At 69.1% G+C, this 17,600-nt stretch carries 18 protein-coding genes and 1 other RNA gene; 8 read left to right on the forward strand and 11 right to left on the reverse strand.

Annotation, left to right across the window (positions count from 1 at the left end):
• Positions 1-16: 16 nt before the first annotated feature.
• From rnpB to FBQ73_RS17040, 3 genes are all read left to right on the forward strand, one after another.
• Positions 17-408: RNase P RNA component class A (gene rnpB / locus FBQ73_RS17030), an RNA gene on the forward strand.
• 177 nt (positions 409-585) lie between these two features.
• Positions 586-1,296 carry an AzlC family ABC transporter permease gene (locus tag FBQ73_RS17035; RefSeq protein WP_138400685.1) on the forward strand — a complete coding sequence of 237 codons (711 nt, stop codon included), beginning with the start codon at positions 586-588 and terminating at the stop codon, positions 1,294-1,296.
• Positions 1,286-1,591 (forward strand): AzlD family protein, encoded by a 306-nt coding sequence (locus FBQ73_RS17040; protein ID WP_138400686.1) that lies wholly within the window; start codon positions 1,286-1,288, stop codon positions 1,589-1,591. Before FBQ73_RS17035 ends, FBQ73_RS17040 begins: the two co-directional genes overlap by 11 nt.
• Before the next feature lie 111 nt (positions 1,592-1,702).
• Here FBQ73_RS17040 and FBQ73_RS17045 read toward each other — a convergent pair whose 3' ends face one another.
• Entirely contained in the window at positions 1,703-2,395 is a 693-nt protein-coding gene (locus FBQ73_RS17045; RefSeq protein ID WP_170218940.1) for a thioesterase domain-containing protein, read from the reverse strand.
• Positions 2,396-2,733: 338 nt separating this feature from the next.
• Here FBQ73_RS17045 and FBQ73_RS17050 point away from each other — a divergent pair, with 338 nt between their 5' ends.
• Positions 2,734-2,958: a hypothetical protein gene (locus FBQ73_RS17050; protein WP_138400688.1), complete on the forward strand. Its 225-nt coding sequence runs from the start codon at positions 2,734-2,736 to the stop codon at positions 2,956-2,958.
• 37 nt (positions 2,959-2,995) lie between these two features.
• Here the strand turns inward: FBQ73_RS17050 and FBQ73_RS17055 are convergent, their stop codons facing one another.
• From FBQ73_RS17055 to FBQ73_RS17070, 4 genes are all read right to left on the reverse strand, one after another.
• Positions 2,996-3,691, reverse strand: a complete 696-nt coding sequence (locus FBQ73_RS17055) for a LutC/YkgG family protein (protein WP_138400689.1) — start codon at positions 3,689-3,691, stop codon at positions 2,996-2,998.
• Positions 3,688-5,148, reverse strand: a complete 1,461-nt coding sequence (locus tag FBQ73_RS17060; RefSeq protein ID WP_138400690.1) for a lactate utilization protein B — start codon at positions 5,146-5,148, stop codon at positions 3,688-3,690. Before FBQ73_RS17060 ends, FBQ73_RS17055 begins: the two co-directional genes overlap by 4 nt.
• A complete protein-coding gene (locus tag FBQ73_RS17065) occupies positions 5,145-5,945 on the reverse strand; it encodes a (Fe-S)-binding protein (RefSeq protein ID WP_138400691.1) in 801 nt (266 codons plus the stop codon). Before FBQ73_RS17065 ends, FBQ73_RS17060 begins: the two co-directional genes overlap by 4 nt.
• 321 nt (positions 5,946-6,266) lie before the next feature.
• On the reverse strand, positions 6,267-6,821 hold the full coding sequence (locus FBQ73_RS17070; RefSeq protein ID WP_170218952.1) for a L,D-transpeptidase family protein: 555 nt from the start codon (positions 6,819-6,821) through the stop codon (positions 6,267-6,269).
• 111 nt (positions 6,822-6,932) lie between these two features.
• On the opposite strand from FBQ73_RS17070, the gene FBQ73_RS17075 reads away from it, so the two are divergent.
• Positions 6,933-7,619 (forward strand): response regulator transcription factor, encoded by a 687-nt coding sequence (locus FBQ73_RS17075; protein WP_138400692.1) that lies wholly within the window; start codon positions 6,933-6,935, stop codon positions 7,617-7,619.
• A gap of 59 nt (positions 7,620-7,678) precedes the next feature.
• Positions 7,679-8,164, forward strand: a complete 486-nt coding sequence (locus FBQ73_RS17080; RefSeq protein ID WP_138400693.1) for a cyclic nucleotide-binding domain-containing protein — start codon at positions 7,679-7,681, stop codon at positions 8,162-8,164.
• An 8-nt stretch (positions 8,165-8,172) separates the two neighbouring features.
• On the opposite strand, the gene chrA is transcribed toward FBQ73_RS17080, so the two are convergent.
• Entirely contained in the window at positions 8,173-9,438 is a 1,266-nt protein-coding gene (gene chrA, locus FBQ73_RS17085; protein ID WP_246089749.1) for a chromate efflux transporter, read from the reverse strand.
• Positions 9,439-9,631: 193 nt separating this feature from the next.
• Complete coding sequence (locus FBQ73_RS17090) at positions 9,632-10,978, reverse strand: dicarboxylate/amino acid:cation symporter (protein WP_138400694.1); 1,347 nt, start codon at positions 10,976-10,978, stop codon at positions 9,632-9,634.
• Between the two features lie 275 nt (positions 10,979-11,253).
• On the opposite strand from FBQ73_RS17090, the gene FBQ73_RS17095 reads away from it, so the two are divergent.
• Complete coding sequence (locus tag FBQ73_RS17095; RefSeq protein WP_138400695.1) at positions 11,254-13,104, forward strand: sensor histidine kinase; 1,851 nt, start codon at positions 11,254-11,256, stop codon at positions 13,102-13,104.
• Complete coding sequence (locus FBQ73_RS17100; protein ID WP_138400696.1) at positions 13,101-14,456, forward strand: sigma-54-dependent transcriptional regulator; 1,356 nt, start codon at positions 13,101-13,103, stop codon at positions 14,454-14,456. Before FBQ73_RS17095 ends, FBQ73_RS17100 begins: the two co-directional genes overlap by 4 nt.
• 20 nt (positions 14,457-14,476) lie before the next feature.
• On the opposite strand, the gene FBQ73_RS17105 is transcribed toward FBQ73_RS17100, so the two are convergent.
• Genes FBQ73_RS17105 through FBQ73_RS17120 form a run of 4 tightly spaced genes read right to left on the reverse strand, consistent with a single transcriptional unit; the run spans position 14,477 to position 17,351 of the window.
• Positions 14,477-15,340, reverse strand: coding sequence for a quinoprotein dehydrogenase-associated SoxYZ-like carrier (locus tag FBQ73_RS17105; protein WP_138400697.1), 864 nt, complete (start codon positions 15,338-15,340; stop codon positions 14,477-14,479).
• Positions 15,341-15,386: 46 nt separating this feature from the next.
• Entirely contained in the window at positions 15,387-15,989 is a 603-nt protein-coding gene (locus FBQ73_RS17110) for a PQQ-dependent catabolism-associated CXXCW motif protein (RefSeq protein WP_210236803.1), read from the reverse strand.
• Entirely contained in the window at positions 15,986-16,909 is a 924-nt protein-coding gene (locus FBQ73_RS17115; protein ID WP_138400698.1) for a substrate-binding domain-containing protein, read from the reverse strand. Before FBQ73_RS17115 ends, FBQ73_RS17110 begins: the two co-directional genes overlap by 4 nt.
• Positions 16,881-17,351, reverse strand: coding sequence for a c-type cytochrome, methanol metabolism-related (locus FBQ73_RS17120; RefSeq protein ID WP_170218954.1), 471 nt, complete (start codon positions 17,349-17,351; stop codon positions 16,881-16,883). Before FBQ73_RS17120 ends, FBQ73_RS17115 begins: the two co-directional genes overlap by 29 nt.
• Positions 17,352-17,600 lie beyond the last annotated feature (249 nt).

A 17,600-nucleotide genomic window follows, 5' to 3' on the forward strand; every position in this document is an offset into this window, starting at 1 on the left:
GCCCATTGCTCGCCCACCAGCCGGCCGGGCGGCCGCGGTGTGGGACCTTGCGTCCGCATCGAGGAAAGTCCGGGCTCCACTCAGACACGGTGCCGGATAACGTCCGGCGGGGGTAACCCTAGGGAAAGTGCCACAGAAAACAAACCACCCGCGAAGGACTTTCGGGTCCGCGCGGGCCAGGGTGAAACGGTGGGGTAAGAGCCCACCGCGCGACCGGCAACGGGAGCGGCACGGCAAACCCCACCGGGAGCAAAGTCGAATAGGGACGGCACGGGAAACCACCCCTGTCTGCGGGGCGCCGTCCGGGTTGACTGCTAGAGGCGCCGGGCAACCGGCGTCCCAGAGGAATGGTCGCCACGCGGGCGCAAGCCCGCCGTACAGAACCCGGCTTACAGGCCGGCTGGTGCATACCCCTCCCCGAGGTGATGGGTCATGCCGTCACCCTTCATCAGCCATGCATCTGGCGCATGGCAAGCGCCGTGGCCCCCGGGGGAAAACGGGTTGGCCTTCGGTCGGGCTACGGCCATAAGGCTTCAATCCCACCGTTTCGGTGTTGATTACCCCTTCCCCGCATTGCCCCTGCCCATGACCAAGCCGCCCCCCGTTCCCCTTACCTTGCACGGCATGCTGCACGGCGCGCGCGAGACCCTCCCGCTCATGCCGGGGCTCGCCGCCTTCGGCATGGCGTTCGGCGCCGCCTCGGTACAGAAGGGCTTCTCCATGCTGGAGGCCGTCCTTTCCAGCGGCCTCGTCTTCGCCGGCCTCGCCCAGATGGTGGCGCTCGAAGGCTGGCGGGAGCAGTGGACACCGGCTGCCCTCCTCGCACTCGGCCTGCTGACCATGACCGTCAACATGCGCCATGTGCTCATGGGGGCGTCCATGCGGCCGTGGCTGTGGTCCATGCCGGCGTGGAAAACCTACCCCTCCCTGCTGCTGATGGCGGACAACAACTGGGCCGCCGCCATGCGCTACCACCAAGAGGGTGGCAACGACGCCGGCTATTTCGTCGGCTCGGGGCTCGTCACCTGGGTGCTGTGGGTGGTCTCCACCGCGGCCGGGCACGCCATCGGCGGCGGCATTCCCGACCCCAAGGCGGTGGGCATCGACCTGGTGGTGCCGGCCTTCTTCGTGGCCATGCTGCTGCCCAACTGGAAAGGCCGGCGCGAGGCGGTGGGCTGGGGCGTGGCGGCCGCGGTCTCCATCGCGGTCTCGTTCGTACTGGCGGGGTGGTGGTTCATCGTCATCGGCGCCTTGGCCGGCGCGTTCGCAGGCGGGTTCACCGACGATGAGCGTTGATCCGCAGACCCTCGCCGCCATCTGCGTGATGGCGCTCGCCACCGCTTTCAACCGGTCGGCGGGCTTCTTCCTGATGCGCCTCATCCCGGTGACACCGCGGGTGCGTCGGGTGCTGGACTGCCTGCCGGGGGCGGTGCTGGTGGCGCTGCTGGCGCCCGGCGCGGTCCATGGCGATGCCGCCATGCTGGCCGGCCTCGGCGCCGCCTTCCTCGCCGCCAAATTCACGCGCAGCGACCTTCTCGCCGTGGTGGCCGCCATGGCGACGGCGGCGGGCCTGCGCGCCCTGGGTTTCTGACGGCCGGCTCTACACAGCAAGACGCCGGCGCGGCGAGGAGCCGGCCGGCGTCTGTGTGTTCCCGATGGTCTCTTGGAACCGTGTTTCCCAGTTGCGTTCCGGAGCCGGGGCTCAGCCCGGGGCGCCGGGCTTGGCGGCCGCCTGGGTGCCGGGGCTGGAGGGCTCGGCGGTGGGGGCCGCAGGCGCCGCGGGAGCGGCCGGCTTGGGCTTGGGCTTCGGCTTGTTGGTGATGGACCGCACCTGGGTGATGACCTCGTCGTGCAGCCGCGGCGACTTCTCGATGTTGAAATGATCGATGGAGCCGATGGCGTCGAGGTTGCGGTTCACGATGTTGCCGCGGAAGCCGGAGCCGGCGGTGAGGCGCTTCCCGTAGCCGTTCGTGGACTGGTAATAGTTCACGAAATAACCCTGCGCCCGGCCGACCTGGGTGACACCCACCGGATCGAAGGTCACCACCAGCTTGGGCGGCACGCCGAGGGCGGTGAGGCGCTCGGCCATCTCAATGGCGGCATCCGCGCCCAGTGAATGGCCGACGATGACGATGGGCGAATTGCCCGTGGCCCGGCTTTCGGCGGCGGCCGCATCGGCAAGCTGCTGCCACTGGCCATATTCATGCACCGTGGCGACGATCCCACGCCCGTTCATCTTGGCCGCCAGATCGTCCATGCCCAGCGAAAAGACATTGGCAAGGCCGCGCAGCAAATAAACGTGACCACGGTTCTGCTGGGCCAGCGCGGGCTGGGCAGCACAGATTACGATGAGCGCTGCAAGCAGGGCTTTGGCGAAGCGCAAGCCAGACTTCATGATGGCACCGTCCTTGATGGTGACCGAGTTCTGCCGCCAAAAGTCGGGCCGGGCAACTGCGGATCGGTTATCCGGCGCACAACCTCGGGAGCAGGCTGCATTTTTCACCACCCCGTGGCCCGACTGCATCATGCTGCATCAGCACAGGACCTAGGGTAAAAACCCTTCGTAGGTATTCACACACTACCGGCTAAGCTCATAGGTTGTATATTGATAAGCTTCGACTAAGATGGCCTCTTGGTGAGGGCACGAGCGTGAACGCAATTCTCACGGGATCCGTCGTCCAACGCGACGGGCGCGGCTTTCCTCCGGACCTTCAGATTCTCGCGAATCTCAGGATGGATACGGAGCTGAAGCGAGAGCGTCAGATCCGCCGACCGGAGCCGGAAGCTCCCGATTCGCGCCCGCCCGGCAGCGTGTTGATTGTCGCCGCCCTGTCGGCCATCTCCGGCGCGGTGATGGGCCTCGTCTTCGGCGGGCACTTCACCATCGCGACGGCTGTTCTGGTCTGCGTCCCCATTGGTGTGGCCGTTGGCATGTGGGTGCGCGGGCTGGCGGGCTGAGTCCGGCCGCCCCGCGCCGTTTCCAGGATCGTTTGCGTCAGGCCCCGCCCACCAGCAGCCCACCCACCAGCAGAACATGTAGGCTGCGGGGGCCGTGGGCACCCAGCAGCAGCGTCTGCTCGATGTCGGCGGAACGCGACGGACCGGTGATCCAGTTCACCGTGCGCGGCATCACCCCCGGCCCGAACTGCTCGCGCAGGCGCGTCCACACGCTCTCGTAGTCGCCAGCCACATCGGCCGCATCCACCACCACCAGGTGATGATCCGGCAGAAGGTTCAGCGTGCTGGGATTGTCGGGGCCCGAAAGCATCACCAGCGTGCCCGATTCGGCCACGCCAGCGAAGGCATGGGACAGGCCCGCGAGCTGGCGCCCGTCGGAGGCGCCGATCCAGACGTCGAGGTTGGGCTCGCGGTGCCATGGAAGCGACGCCAGACGGGCATCGCCGCCGCGCAGGATGGTCGGCGGCAGGTTACGGCCGCGCAGATAGGCCGCGACCGCGCCGGGCACATCATCCGCGCTCGGCAGATGGTCAATGCTGGCGGCAGCCGCCACCACCATGTCCTTGAAGAGGGCGAGCCGCTCGGCCGCCGGAAGCTGGGCGCGGGCAGGCACGAGGCCGCGCGGATGCCCGGCGAGCCGGCCGTCCACCTCCTGCCGGCGCGGCGCCTCCTGCGAGGTGACGCCCAGCGCGCGGCGGACCGAGGCGAAGACCGTGTCGCGGGAAGAGGTCATGGGCGGGCGTCCCTGTTGGCGTGCCGGGTATTGCGCGCGGCCTTCTGGGCGCGCCACTGGGCCTGGAAGGTGCCGCCCTCGGGCGCCGGGAAATCGCGGTGGCCGGTCCAGCCACCGGCGAGCGGCAACGAAGCGAAGCGCCCTTTCTTGCGGCCGAGGACGGACAGCAGCTTCATGGCAAGGCCCGTCGCCGGCCGGTACAGCCAGCCGCGCCGCGCGAAGAAACCCCACACAGCAAGGCCGTAGCGCTGGGGCGCCGGCGTGAGGTGCCGCTCGAACTCCTTCTCCCGCCAATGCCGCATGAGCTTGGGCAGGGGGATGCGCACCGGGCACACCTCTTCGCAGCGGCCGCAGAAGGTGGAGGCGTTGGGCAGGTTGGCGCCCTTCTCGATGCCGATGAGGGCGGGGGTCAGAACCGATCCCATGGGACCGGGATAGACCCAGCCATACGCATGCCCGCCCACCGCATGGTAGACTGGACAATGGTTCATGCAGGCGCCGCAGCGGATGCAGCGCAGCATCTCCTTCAGCGGGCCCCCGAGCATGCCGGAGCGGCCGTTGTCGAGGATCACCACGTGATACTCCCCCGGCCCGTCCGGATCGCCGGGGCGGCGCGGGCCGGTGGAGAAGGTGGTGTAGACGCTCATCTCCTGCCCGGTGGCCGAGCGGGCGAGCACGCGCAGGAGCTGGCTCACGTCCTCCAGCGTCGGTACCAGCTTTTCCAGCGAGGCCAGCACGATGTGCGCCTTGGGCAGGGTCTGGGTGAGGTCGCCGTTGCCCTCGTTGGTGACGATGATGGAGGTGCCGGTCTCCGCCACCAGGAAGTTGGCACCGGTGATGCCCACGTCCGCCACCAGGAACTTCTGGCGCAGCTCGCCCCGCGCCTCGGCCAGCAGCGCCGTGGGCTCGGAGAGGTTGCGCTCGGGGGCGAGGTGCGCATGGACGCGGCGGAAGTCCTCCTCCACCTGCTCCTTGTTGAGGTGGATGGCGGGGGCGATGATGTGGGACGGCGCTTCGCCGCGGATCTGGATGAGATATTCGCCGAGATCCGTCTCCACGGGCTCGATGCCGGCGCTCTCCAGGTGATCGTTGAGGCCGATCTCTTCCGAGATCATGCTCTTGCCCTTGGTCACGGTCCGTGCGCCAAGGTCGCGGCAGATCTTCGTGACGATGTCCCGCGCCTCGGCCGCGTCCACCGCGAAATGCACATGGCCGCCGGCCGCCTTCACCTTCTCCTCGAAGCGCTCCAGATAGAGGTCGAGGTGGGCCAGCGTGTGGTTCTTGATGTCCCGCGCCGAGTCGCGCAGGGCGTCGAACTCCGGCAGCTTTTCCGCCGCTGCCGTCCGCTTGCCGATGAAGCCCGGCCCGACCTTGGACAGCGCCGCCTGCAGCGGCACATCGGCCAGGGCGCGCTTCGCATTGTCCTTGAAACGGGGCGAGGTGATCTCGACGCTCATGGGGTTTTCTCCGGAGCGGGTTCGCCGAGGGCGGGGGCATCGCCCATGCCCGCGAGCACCTCGGCCACGTGGCGCACCACCACCGGGCGGCCCTGGCGCTGGAGCTTCCCGGCCATGTTCATGAGGCAGCCCAGATCCCCCGCCAGAAGCGTGTCCGCCCCAGAGGCTGCGATGTTGGCCGTCTTCTTCTCCACGATGGCGTTGGAGACATCGGGATATTTCACGCAGAAGGTGCCGCCGAAGCCGCAGCAGGTGTCGGCGTCCGCCATCTCGGCGAGGGTCAGCCCCTCCACCGAGGCAAGCAGCGCGCGCGGCTGGTCCTTCACCCCCAGTTCGCGCAGGCCGGAGCAGCTGTCGTGATAGGTGACGGTGCCGTCATAGGCCGCCTCCACCCGCGTCACCCCGCGCACGTCCACCAGGAACGACACCAGCTCGTGGACCTTGGCGCAGAAGCGGTCCACGCGCCCCGTCCAGTCCGGCTCGCCGGCGAACAGCTCGGGATAATGGGCCTTGATCATGCCGGCGCAGGAGCCGGACGGCGCCACTACGTAATCGAAATTCTCGAACGCCGCGATCACCTGCTCGGCCAGGGCGCGGGCGGTGGCCCGGTCGCCGGAATTGAAGGCGGGCTGGCCGCAGCAGGTCTGCGCCGGCACGTCCACGTCGCAGCCGGCATCCTCCAGCAGCTTTGCCGCCGCGAACCCGATGGAGGGCCGAATCATGTCCACGAGGCAGGTACAGAACAGGCCGACCCGCGGCGGCGACAGGTCCGCATTCCGTGGCGAGGAGAAGGGCATGGCATCCCGGGCGTTGTGGGTGTGCGCGCGGCACCGGTGGGCGGTCGCGCATTTTAGAACGATTCATATAGCACCCGGCCCGGCGCCCCGAAAAGGCGCGTGCAGGCAGGCGCCGTGTCTCGGTTTGAAAGAAGCGCGCAGGCCTGCTCCCTCTCCCGCGTTCGGAGGAGGGGTGGGGAGGGGGCACGGCACCGGGCAGAACACAGGGGCAGGTTGGCGGAGCGGGTCTGCCCCCACCCTGCCCTCCCCCGCACGCGGGAGAGGGTTCCCGGTGTGCCCAGTCAAAGCGGCAGATTTCAAAACGGAGACGCCGCTGCCCGCTCACGGCTCGATCAGCAGCCGCGGCGCACGGGACAGCCGGGACAGCAGCCGCAGCATGTCGGCCCGCCTCAAGGCCACGCAGCCCTCGGTGGGCCGGAAGCCGGGACGGGCCAGATGGACGAACACCGCCGAACCCCGCCCCGCCACCCGCGGGCGGGTGTTGTGGTCGAGCACCAGCACCAGATCATAGAGCCCATCGTCCCGCCACATGCGCTCGTGGGAGATGTTTCGGGCGCCGCCCATGGGGAGGGCGACGGGCTGGTTGTAGCGCCGGTCGGCGGCGTCATCACACCAGCCGTCACCGGGCTTCAGCGCCCGGCAAGGCAGGCGCGTCACCGGGCGCGGGCCGTGGTCGGGCCGGTAGAGGAGACGCACGATCCGCCAATGTCCGCCGGGGGTTCGCCCGTCGCCCTCGCGCTTGTCGAAGGCGATCCCGGAGCGCCCGAGCGCCACCGGAAGGGTGAGGCCGCCGTAGTGCAAAATGCCGAGATGAGGGGGCCCCGGACGTCGCCTGACCCTGATTCGGGAGATGCCCACAGGATATCGCTCGATCATGACGTAGTGTAATACCCCCCGACGCTCGTCCATGGATGGAAATTTGCGCCAAGCCATGGACATGCTCTACTTGCGCGATTCGCGCGCCTGCAAGGGCGCAGGAGGAATTGAATGCCCAATGCGTGGAAAATCCTGGTGGTCGAAGACGACCCGGAGCTGCGCGACGCCCTGATCGAACAGCTCGCGCTCCAGGACGAGTTCGAACCGGTGCCCGCCGAGACCGCCGCCGGCGCCATGGAACTGGCGAAGAACGGTGCCATTGATCTCGTCATCATGGACGTGGGCCTGCCCGACATGGACGGGCGCGAGGCGGTGCGCCTGATGCGGCGCGCCGGCTTCAAGGCGCCCATTCTCATGCTCACCGGGCACGACACCGACAGCGACACCATCCTGGGCCTCGAGGCCGGGGCCAACGACTATATCATCAAGCCGTTCCGCTTCGCCGTGCTGCTGGCGCGCCTGCGGGCGCAGATGCGCTCCCACGAGGCGAGCGAGGACGCGGTGTTCGCCATCGGCCCCTATTCCTTCCGGCCCGGCGCGAAGCTGCTGCTGACAGATCGTGGCTCCAAGATCCGCCTGACCGAGAAGGAGACGGCGATCCTGCGCTATCTCTACCGCGCCGGGAAGACGCCGGTGCCGCGCGAGACCCTGCTGCAGGAAGTGTGGGGCTATAATTCCGGGGTCACCACCCATACGCTGGAAACCCACATCTACCGCCTGCGCCAGAAGATCGAGCCCGATCCCTCCAACCCCACACTGCTCGCAACCCAGGCCGGTGGCTACAAGCTGGTGCCTTGAGCCGTCGGGATGCGCGCGTTGCACATCCCGCGGCCCCAACACGTGAGGAAACCCCTTCGGTGAGCATTGAGAGGGACATCGCGCTGCTTCGGTCAGTCGCCACCTTCGACATGCTGAACAGCGAGGCCCTGCGCCTGCTGGCGGGCGACGCGCAGGCCGAGACCCTGGCGCGGGGCGAAACCCTGTTCCGCATGGGCGAGACCGCCGACTGCGCCTATGTGGTCGCCTCCGGCCACGTCCGCCTCGTGGATGACCGCAAGGCGGACGCGCCGCGCCTCCTGAAGGAGGTCGGTCCCGGTACCCTCATTGGCGAGACCGCCCTCATCGTGCCCACGCCCCGCCCGGTGACGGCGGTGGCCGCCGACGAGGTTCAGCTGCTGAAGATCCCCCGGACGGCCTTCGTCGCCATGCTGGAGCGCTTCCCAGATGCCACCGCCAAGATGCGGCGCGCCATCGCCAAGCGGCTGGAAGACACCATCCGCGCCCTCGACACGGTGCGCCTGAAGCTCGAGGACCAGCGCGCGCGGCAACGCCGCCGGCGCTGAACGTTCCCTCAGGCGAGGAAGACTCCTGCCCCCGCAAGCACCACCACCACCGCCAGCGGCGGCACCCGCCACACGGTGAGCAGCAGGAAGCCGGCCACCGCCGCCACGAAGTCCGGCGCGTCGAACACGGCGCCGGTGAAGACGGGGCTGTAGAGGGCCGCCCCGATGAGGCCCACCACCGCCGCATTAGCGCCGCGCATGGCGGCTTGGGCACGAGTGCGGCGCCTCAGCTGGTCCCAGAACGGCAGCACGCCGGTCACCAGCAGCAGACCCGGCAGGAAGATCGCGCCGAGCGCGATGGCCGCCCCGGCGATGCCGTTGGGTTCGGGGCCCATGGCCGCGCCGAGATAGGCGGCGAAGGTGAACAGCGGGCCGGGCACCGCCTGGGCGAGGCCGTAGCCGGCGAGGAAGGTGGAAGCGGAAACCCAGCCGGGCGCCACCACCTCGGCCTGGAGCAAAGGCAGCACCACGTGGCCGCCGCCGAACACCAGCGCGCCAGAGCGGTAGAAGGCATCGAACAGGGCGAGGGTCTGGACGCCGGTCGCTGCCGCGACCACCGGCGGTACCACCAGAAGCGCCGCGAACAGACCCAGCAGGAGTGCGCCCGTGCGCCGCGAGAGCGGCACCGCCAGGGCCGGCTCCGGTCCCGGCACATCCCCACGCGCGGGGGCCGCCTCGGCGCAGAGGACGAGCCCCGCGAGGGCGCCCAGCGCGATGGCCGCCACCTGCCCCAATGCGCTGCCGGCGAACACCACGAGCGCAAGGGCGGCGAGGGCAATGCCGGCGCGGGCGCGATCTGGCGTCAGGGTGCGGGTCATCCCCCACACCGCCTGCGCCACCACGGCGACGGCCACCAGCTTGAGGCCATGCAGCACGCCGTCGGTGCCGGCAAGGCTCGCCGCGCCCAGGGCGCAGGCCGTCAATACAATTGCCGAGGGCAGGGTGAAGCCAGCCCAGGCGGCGAGCCCGCCGAGCAGTCCGCCGCCGCGCAACAGGCCCAGCGCGAAGCCGAGCTGGCTGGAGGCGGGGCCGGGCAGGAACTGGCACAGGGCGACGAGATCGCCATAGGCGGCGTCGTCCATCCAGCGCCGGCGCAACACCAGCTCGTCGCGGAAATAGCCGAGATGGGCGACGGGGCCGCCGAACGAGGTGAGGCCGAGCTTGAGGAAGGCGCCGAACACTTCGCCGGTCGAGCCCGGGGGGGCACTTGTCCCGTGTGCGCCCGTCTCCTGCACGCCCGTCTCCTGCGCGCGTGGCGCACTCTGCTCCGTCATGGCGTGCGGCCCCGTTCTGTCGGAGCCTTCGATGTCATCGGTACCGGCAGGCCGTCAAGGCGGCGCCGTGCCGCCCTCAAAGAAACCGCCTCCCCTGGGGGAGGCGGTAGCGGACCTTGCGGTCCCGGTCCGGCGAGCCACCGCCCGCCTCTCCGGGGAGAGGCGGAGCCCGCCGGATGTCGTCAGGCCCTGCTCACTCGGCCGCGATGGCCGGGGCGCCGGTGGTCTCCAGCTCGTCCTCAAGGGAGAAATGCTCGCCGTTGAGGGCGCGGTTGAGCTGGTCCTTGTTCAGCTCGCCTTCCCAGCGGGCGACCACGATGGTGGCCACCGCATTGCCGATGAAGTTGGTGATGGCCCGGCACTCGGACATGAAGCGGTCGATGCCGAGGATGAGGGCGAGGCCCGCCACCGGCACGCTCGGCACCACCGAGAGCGTGGCAGCGAGGGTGATGAAGCCGGCGCCGGTGATGCCCGCCGCGCCCTTGGACGAGAGCATGGCCACCAGAAGCAGCAGGATCTGTTCCTCGAACGACAGGTGGATGCCGGTGGCCTGGGCGATGAACAGGGCCGCCAGCGTCATGTAGATGTTGGTGCCGTCGAGGTTGAACGAGTAGCCCGTGGGGATCACCAGGCCCACCACCGACTTGGCGCAGCCGGCGCGCTCCATCTTCAGCATCAGGCCCGGCAGGGCGGCTTCCGACGACGAGGTGCCGAGCACGAGGAGCAGTTCCTCGCGGATATACTTCAGCAGCTTCCACAGGGAGAAGCCGTTGTAGCGCGCCACCAGGCCCAGCACCACGAAGATGAACAGGGCGGCGGTGATGTAGAAGGTGACGATCAGCATGGCGAGGTTCGCCACCGATCCGATGCCGTATTTGCCGATGGTGAAGGCCATGGCGCCGAAGGCGCCGATGGGGGCCGCCTTCATCAGGATCGCCACCAGGCGGAACATGGCCGCCGACGCCGAGTTCAGGATCTTCATCACCGGCTCGCCGGCATCGCCGACGCCGCCCAAAGCGATGCCGAACAGCACGGCGAAGAACAGCACCTGCAGGATGTCGCCCGAGGCGAGCGCCGAGATGGGCGTCGTCGGGATGATGTTCATCAGGAAGCCGATGATGGTCGAGTCATGGGCCTGCGCCGCATAGCCGGCCACTGCCTTGGGGTCCAGCGACTTGGGATCGATGTTGAGGCCCGAGCCGGGCTGCACCACGTTCGCCACCACGAGGCCGATGAGCAGCGCCAGGGTGGAGAAGGTGATGAAGTAAATCATGGCCTTGCCGGCCACGCGCCCGACCTTGGCAAGGTCGCGCATGCCGGCGATGCCGGTGACCACGGTGAGGAAGATGACCGGGGCGATGACCATCTTCACCAGCTTGATGAAGGCGTCGCCCAGCGGCTTCAGGCTGGCGCCCACATCCGGGTAGAAATGGCCGAGCAGGATGCCGGCGATGATGGCGATGATGACCTGGAAATACAGGTGGTGGTAGAATTTGCGCGGATGCGCCGACAGCGCCACGGCGGGAATTGCATGGGCCATTGGAGAGTTCCTCCGCCGGCGCCGGGGTGCCTCTTGCGATGGGCACTGCGGACGCCGGATGCTTCATTGACGGGACGGCGCGGCGCGCCGGGCACGCCCCCTCTTGCGCAAGCTGCATGCCAGTCCCGCGTCACACGCGTATCTTTGTTAGAGCTTTGGAAACGAACACAAATTTCTGGAAGCTCCGGAATAGCGCTCGACTCCGCGTGCGGATGGATGCACTCTCACTCTCAACCACGTGCGGAAAATCGCACAGTTTGAGATCGGGATCGGGAGTGGACGCGTCCCTTAGCGAGGGTCGACCGGCAACCCGTCGGCGACCCATCCTCGTGGCAGCGGGCGTGGGGGCGGCCATCGCGCTCACCCTGCTGGGGCTCGACCGGGTGGCGGACTATGCCGCCCGGCGCTGGGCCCTGGCCCAGGTGGAGGCGAGCGCGGCCACCGCCGCCGCCCTGCGCGTGGCGGTGCTGCGCTCCGAGATCGAAAAGCAGCGCTCCCTGCCTCTCGCTTTGGCCCAGGACCCCGACGTGCGCCGGGCGCTGGAGACCGGCAACACGGCGCGCATCGACGCCCTCAACAAACGGTTCGAGCAACTGGCGGCGGGCACCCGCACCGGCGTCATCTATCTCATCGACGCCGATGGCCACACCATCGTGGCGAGCAACTACCGCACTCCCGAAAGCTTCCTGAACAGCGACTACGGCTTCCGCCCCTATTTCCGTCTCGCCTTGGCGCAGGGCCGGGCCGAGCATTTCGCCTTCGGCACCGTCAGCCACCGCCCCGGCCTTTATCTCGCCCAAAGGGTGGAGGCGGACGGCGTGCCCATCGGCGTGCTGGTGCTTAAGGCCGAGTTCGACGCGCTGGAGGACGAGTGGCGGCGTTTCGCCGAGCCCACCTTCGTCACCGATGCCCGCCACATCGTGCTCATCTCCAGCGTGCCCGGCTTCCGCTTCCGCACCACCCAACCCCTCGACCCAACGGAGCGCGAGGCCATCCGCGAGAGCCTCCAGTTCGGCGATGCGCCCCTCGACCTCCTCGACCTCGCCCCCACCGCCGCCGATCCGGCGGTGAAGCGGGTGCGGCTACCCGGCCAGGCCAAGCGGGAGGATTTCCTCGAATCCTCCCTGCCCGTGCCCACCACCGACTGGACCTTGTCGGTGCTCGCGCCCACCGCCGCCACCACCAACCTTGCCGCCACCGCGGCGCGCACTTCCGCCGCCCTGCTTGGGGTGGTCGCCATCGGCTCAGCGGGATTGTGGCGCACCCGCCGCCGCCGCCGCGCCCGCGCCGAGGCGCAGGAGGCCGAGGCCCGGCGCGAGTTGGAAGCGCGGGTTGCCGACCGCACCGCCGAGCTGAGCGCCGCCAACGCCCAGCTGCGCACCGAGATGGAGGAGCGCCGGCGCGCCCGCCTCGCCATCGACGCCCTCCAGGACGAGCTGGTGCAGGCGTCCAAGCTCGCGGTGCTGGGCCAGATCGCCGCCGGCGTCGCCCATGAGGTGAACCAGCCGGTGGCGGCCATCCGCACCTTCGCCGAGAATTCCCGGGCCTTCCTGGCGCAGGGCCAGACGGAACCTGCGGTGGAGAACCTGCGAACCATCGCCACGCTCACCGAGCGCATCGGCGCCATCACCGGGGAATTGCGCGCGTTTGCCCGCAAGTCCGCCGCGCGGCTCGAGCCGGTGGGGCTGGGCACCGTCGTAGACGGCGCGCTGCTGCTGCTGCGCTATCGGCTGCTGCAGAACAACATCACCCTGAAGGTCGACCTCGACGACCCCGCCGCGCAGGTGACGGGTGACCGGGTGCGGCTGGAGCAGGTGTTTGTCAACCTCATCCAGAACGCCGCCGAGGCCCTCGAAACCCGCCGCGACGGCGAGATCCGCATCGCCTCCGCCACGGGCGCGGACAAGGTGGTGATCACGGTGGCCGACAACGGCCCCGGCCTGCCGCCGGAAGTGCTGGGGGCGCTGTTCCTGCCCTTCACCACCACCAAGCCCCAGGGGCTGGGGCTGGGGCTCGTGATCTCCAAGGACATCATTTCCGAATCGGGCGGCACGCTGGCCGTGGCCAATGCGGACGGCGCCGTCTTCACCATCACACTACCCAGGGCCTCCGGGGCAATCTCATGAGCGATGTCGCGTTCATCGATGACGACGACCTGCTGCGCGCCGCCAATGTGCAAGCGCTGATGCTCGCCGGCCTCACCGCCGCCGGCTATGGCTCGGCCCTGGCCGCGCTGGAGGAGATCGGCGCCGATTTTCCCGGCGTGGTGGTCAGCGACGTGCGCATGCCGGGCATCGACGGGCTGGAACTGTTCCGGCGCCTCAGGCGCATCGATCCGGACCTGCCGGTCATCCTCATCACCGGTCACGGCGACATCGCCATGGCGGTGGATGCCATGCGCGAGGGCGCCTACGACTTCCTCGCCAAGCCCTATGCCAACGACCGGCTCCTCACCAGCGTCCGCCATGCCCTCGACCGGCGGCGCCTGGTGCTGGAAAATCGCGAGCTGAAGCGCGCGGTGGAGACCGCCAGCGAGGACATGCCCCTTTTGGGCGCCACCCCGGTGATGGCGCGCATGCGCCAGATGCTGCGCCAGATCGCCGACGCCGACGTGGACGTGCTGGTGGAGGGCGAGACCGGCTCCGGCAAGGAGGTGGTGGCGAATGCGCTCCATCGCTGGAGCCGCCGCGCCTCACGGCCGTTCGTGGCGGTCAATTGCGGCGCGCTGCCGGAAACCGTCATCGAGAGCGAATTGTTCGGCTACGAGGCCGGCGCCTTCACCGGCGCGCTCAAGAAGCGGGTGGGGCGCATCGAGCACGCCAATGGCGGCACCCTCTTCCTCGACGAGATCGAGGCCATGTCGCCAGCTTTGCAGGTGAAGCTGCTGCGGGTGCTGGAAGCCCGCGAGATCGCGCCACTCGGCACCAACGACACGCGACGCGTGGACATCCGCGTGGTGGCCGCCTCCAAGGTGGACCTGCCGGCGCTGGTGCGGCAGGGCGCCTTCCGCGAGGATCTCTATTATCGACTGCACGTGGCCGGTGTGCGGATTCCCGCGCTGCGCGAGCGGCGGGCGGACGTACCGTTGCTGTTCGGCCATTTCCTCGCCCGCGCGGCGGACCGCTTCAAACGGCCGCCGCCGGAGCTGGACGCCGCCGTGCGCAAGCACCTCGCCGAGCACGAGTGGCCGGGCAATGTGCGCGAGCTGGTGCATTATGCCGAGCGGGTGGCGCTGGGGCTGGTGGATGACCTCAGGGACGACCCCGGCGCACGGGCCGAGCCCACGGATGGGACATTGCCGGAGCGGGTGGACCGTTTCGAGGCCGGCGAAATCCGCGCCGCGCTGGCAGCCAGCCAGGGCGATATCCAGGCCACCGTTGCGGCCCTCGGCATTCCGCGCAAGACCTTCTACGACAAGCTGCGCCGCCACGGCATCGACCAGTCCGCCTACCGCCCGCCCCGCCAGACCGCGCGGTGAGGGTGGGAAGACAGCCCCCCTCAGCTGCCGCCGCCCGGAAACGTGCGGGTGAAGACCTTGCCTTCCGTGTCCTCGGCGCGGACGCTCACCTGGTCCGATGAGGGCGTGTAGCTGAAGCGGAAGGTGGGGTCCTCGCTGATGGAGATGCCGCCTTCCATGGCGAAGATCAGCTTCTCGCCCTGCTTCACCTCCACCTCGCGCACGAACCAGGCCGGGGTATAGCCGCGAGTCTCCTGATCGATCTGGAGGCCCGAGAAATTGGGGTGGCGGATCTGCACCTGGGCTTCCGGCCGGCCAGTGGCGGCGAAGGAGCGGAATCGCATCTCGCCCACATGGGCGATGGAGTCCGCCGTGTCCTTGGTGGCGGGGGCAGAACAGCCGCCCGCCGCCTTCACATAGGCCTTGGTCATCAGCAGCGCGCCGTCGCTGGTCTCCGCCACCGCGCGCACGAAGGAATAGGAATTCACCCGCACCCGCAGCGACAGGGCAAAATTCCGCGTGCCCTCGGCCAGGGTGAAGCGGCCGGCCATGGGCGCGGGGTTCTCGTCCACCACCAAAGTGACCGCCTTCAGCGTGCGCGGATCGCCCGCCGGCACGGCCAGCTGAATGGTGATGGGCACGAGGGCCGCATCCTCCGCCCGGCCCGGCGCGTCGAGCTGCACGATGGCGCCGGCCTCGGCGATGGACTTGCCCGGAAAGAGATCGGGCCGGATGGAGGACCAGGTGGCCTCCTTGGTGGCCTCCTGGTCCAGCTCCAGGCTGGGCCGCGGGGCCGGATCGGCCGCCAGGGCGGCGGCTGGGACGACGCCCACGGCCGGCGCGCCCAGAGCCAGCGCGAGCAGGCCCGCCCGGCCGGCGGTGCGGAATGGCGAGCGGCGCATCATGGCGGTTCCTCCTTGTGCCGGATCGGCCAGACCGGATTTGTTGGCGTCAGGGCCGCGGTTGGGCGGGGGCGAGCGGCAGGCCGGCATCGGACCAGCCGTCGACGCCTTCGGGAAACCAGGCGACGTTGCGATAGCCGCCTTCCAACGCCCGCTTCGCCGCGTTCCACGACATCCAGCACTGACGCTGGCAGAAGATGACGAGGGTTGCATTCACATCGCCGCGACTGGCGGCTTCCAGCCCGGCGCGGAAATAGGCCTCGGTATCGGAATTGAGGGCGCCAAAGCCCACGTTCGGCAGCCACAAGGCGCCGGGAATGCTGTCATGGGGCGCATCGCGCCACACCGTGCCCTCGGGCAGGGCGGCGGGCCGGGGCGGGCGCGGCAGCACGTCGACGAAGACGGCGGTTCCCGCGCGCCAAAGCGCGGCGGCGCCCTGGGTGTCCAGAACCTTGGCGCCGGCAAGGGTGGCCGGGGTCGGCGCGCGATAGGCGTCGAGGCGATAGCCGGTCGGCTCCGGCGGCGCCTCATCGGCAACGGCACGGGCGATGAAACAGGACAGGGCCGCCGCGAGGCAGAGTGCGGCGAAAGCGGCACGCGCCAGCCCCCCGGCCCGGCCGGGGGCAGCGGTCGGCGCGCGCCCGGTCGTCACTGGCCGATCCTCGTGTCCCCGGCGGGCGCTGCGGCGGTGATGAGGGCGCCGTCCTCGTCGACGAGAGGCACGTGGGCGGCGAGCAGCACCTTCTCGATATCCGCGGCGCGCTTGCGCAGCACGGTGTTCAGCGTCTGCTTCCAGGCATGGTCGGTGGGCCGCACGCCCATGGTGATGCGATAGGTCATGGCCGGCCGCTCGGCTTCCTTCAGCAGCGGCACCACCTTGAGCTTCGTCGGCGAAGACGCGGCGAAAGCGCCGGCTGTAGGTCCCCACAGCAGCGCGCCGTCGATCTCGCCCTTGGCGAGGTCCGCCAGCATATCCTCGGCGGGCGAGGCGAAACGGCGGTCCACCAGCAGCGAATAGGTGCGCGCCTTGGGAAGCAGGCCATATTCCAGCAGGTGATCCGCCGGCGGGGTCGCCGCCATGACGCCGAGCCGGGCCTCCTTGAGGCGCGGATCGGCAAGCTGCTCGACCCCGTCGAAGGGACCGCCGGCCTTCACCACCAGCACATAGACCGACTGGTAATAGGGATTGGTGTGCAGCACCGGATCAGCCCCGGCGGCATAGCCGATGACCACGTCGCACAGGCGCCGGCCGAGGGTGTTGCGCACGAAGCCGGGCCCCTGCGGCATGAAATAATTGCGCACCGGAACCTTGAGTTCGTCGGCCACGATGGCGGCGATCTGGTTCTCGAAGCCTTCTCCCGTCATGTTGGAATAGGGCATGTTCGCCGGATCGGCGCAGACCCGCAGCGCGTCCGCCGACACCTGGTCGGGGATCTGCTGGCCGCGCGCCCCCGAGGCGCTCAGCAGCAGAATCGCGGCCAGCGCAGCGGTGGCGAAGGAGGCGAGGAGCGCGGCGAAACGCTCCTTGGTCGCCGGAGACCTTTTACTCGCCGAGGCAGGCTTTTTCCGCATCGGTGGTTCCCTGCGTCTTGTCGTCCCGCTTGGCGGGACGCACGCGGCCCAGTGCATCATTCGAACGGGCGCGCAGGTAGACGTAGATGTCGTCCAGGTAGCACATCACGTTCTTGTTCAGGCCGAAGGACGGCATGACCTTGTCGTTGCCGCCGCCGACATTCTGCCGGCCACCCACCACCACTTCACTGAACTGGTCGAAGTTCATGACCTTGACCGAATCGATCAGGGCCGGCGCATAGGTGGATCCCATGCCGTCCGGGCCATGGCACACATGGCATTCGGCGTGATAGCGCCGGTAGCCGGAATAGGTGAACCAATCCACCGTGCCGTCCGGCTTGATGTTGTAGGTGGGCGCGCCGGACGCGTCGAAATACTTGCCGTCCTCGTCCTTCACCGCCTTCGGGTCACCCGGAGGGGTGGTTTCCGCGAACGCGGGCAGGCTGGCGCCGACCACTTGAAAGCTGAACGCCGCGAAGAAGAAAACGCCGGCGCGCTTCAGATTGACTGTTGAAACCACACGATCTCTCCAAAAGGGCAGACGAAGGGCTGGAGCCGGTACCGCCGCGGCGGGGTCCGTCTCGTGCGCTTCAAGGCAAAGGCTCCAAGGCACGCGCGGACGGATGCAGCGGCACGCTCCCGCGTCCGACTGGGGTCCAACCTTGGGTGCGGTGCCGATTTCGGGGCCGGC

Source organism: Xanthobacter autotrophicus (genome assembly GCF_005871085.1).
GTDB classification, from domain to species: domain Bacteria; phylum Pseudomonadota; class Alphaproteobacteria; order Rhizobiales; family Xanthobacteraceae; genus Xanthobacter; species Xanthobacter autotrophicus.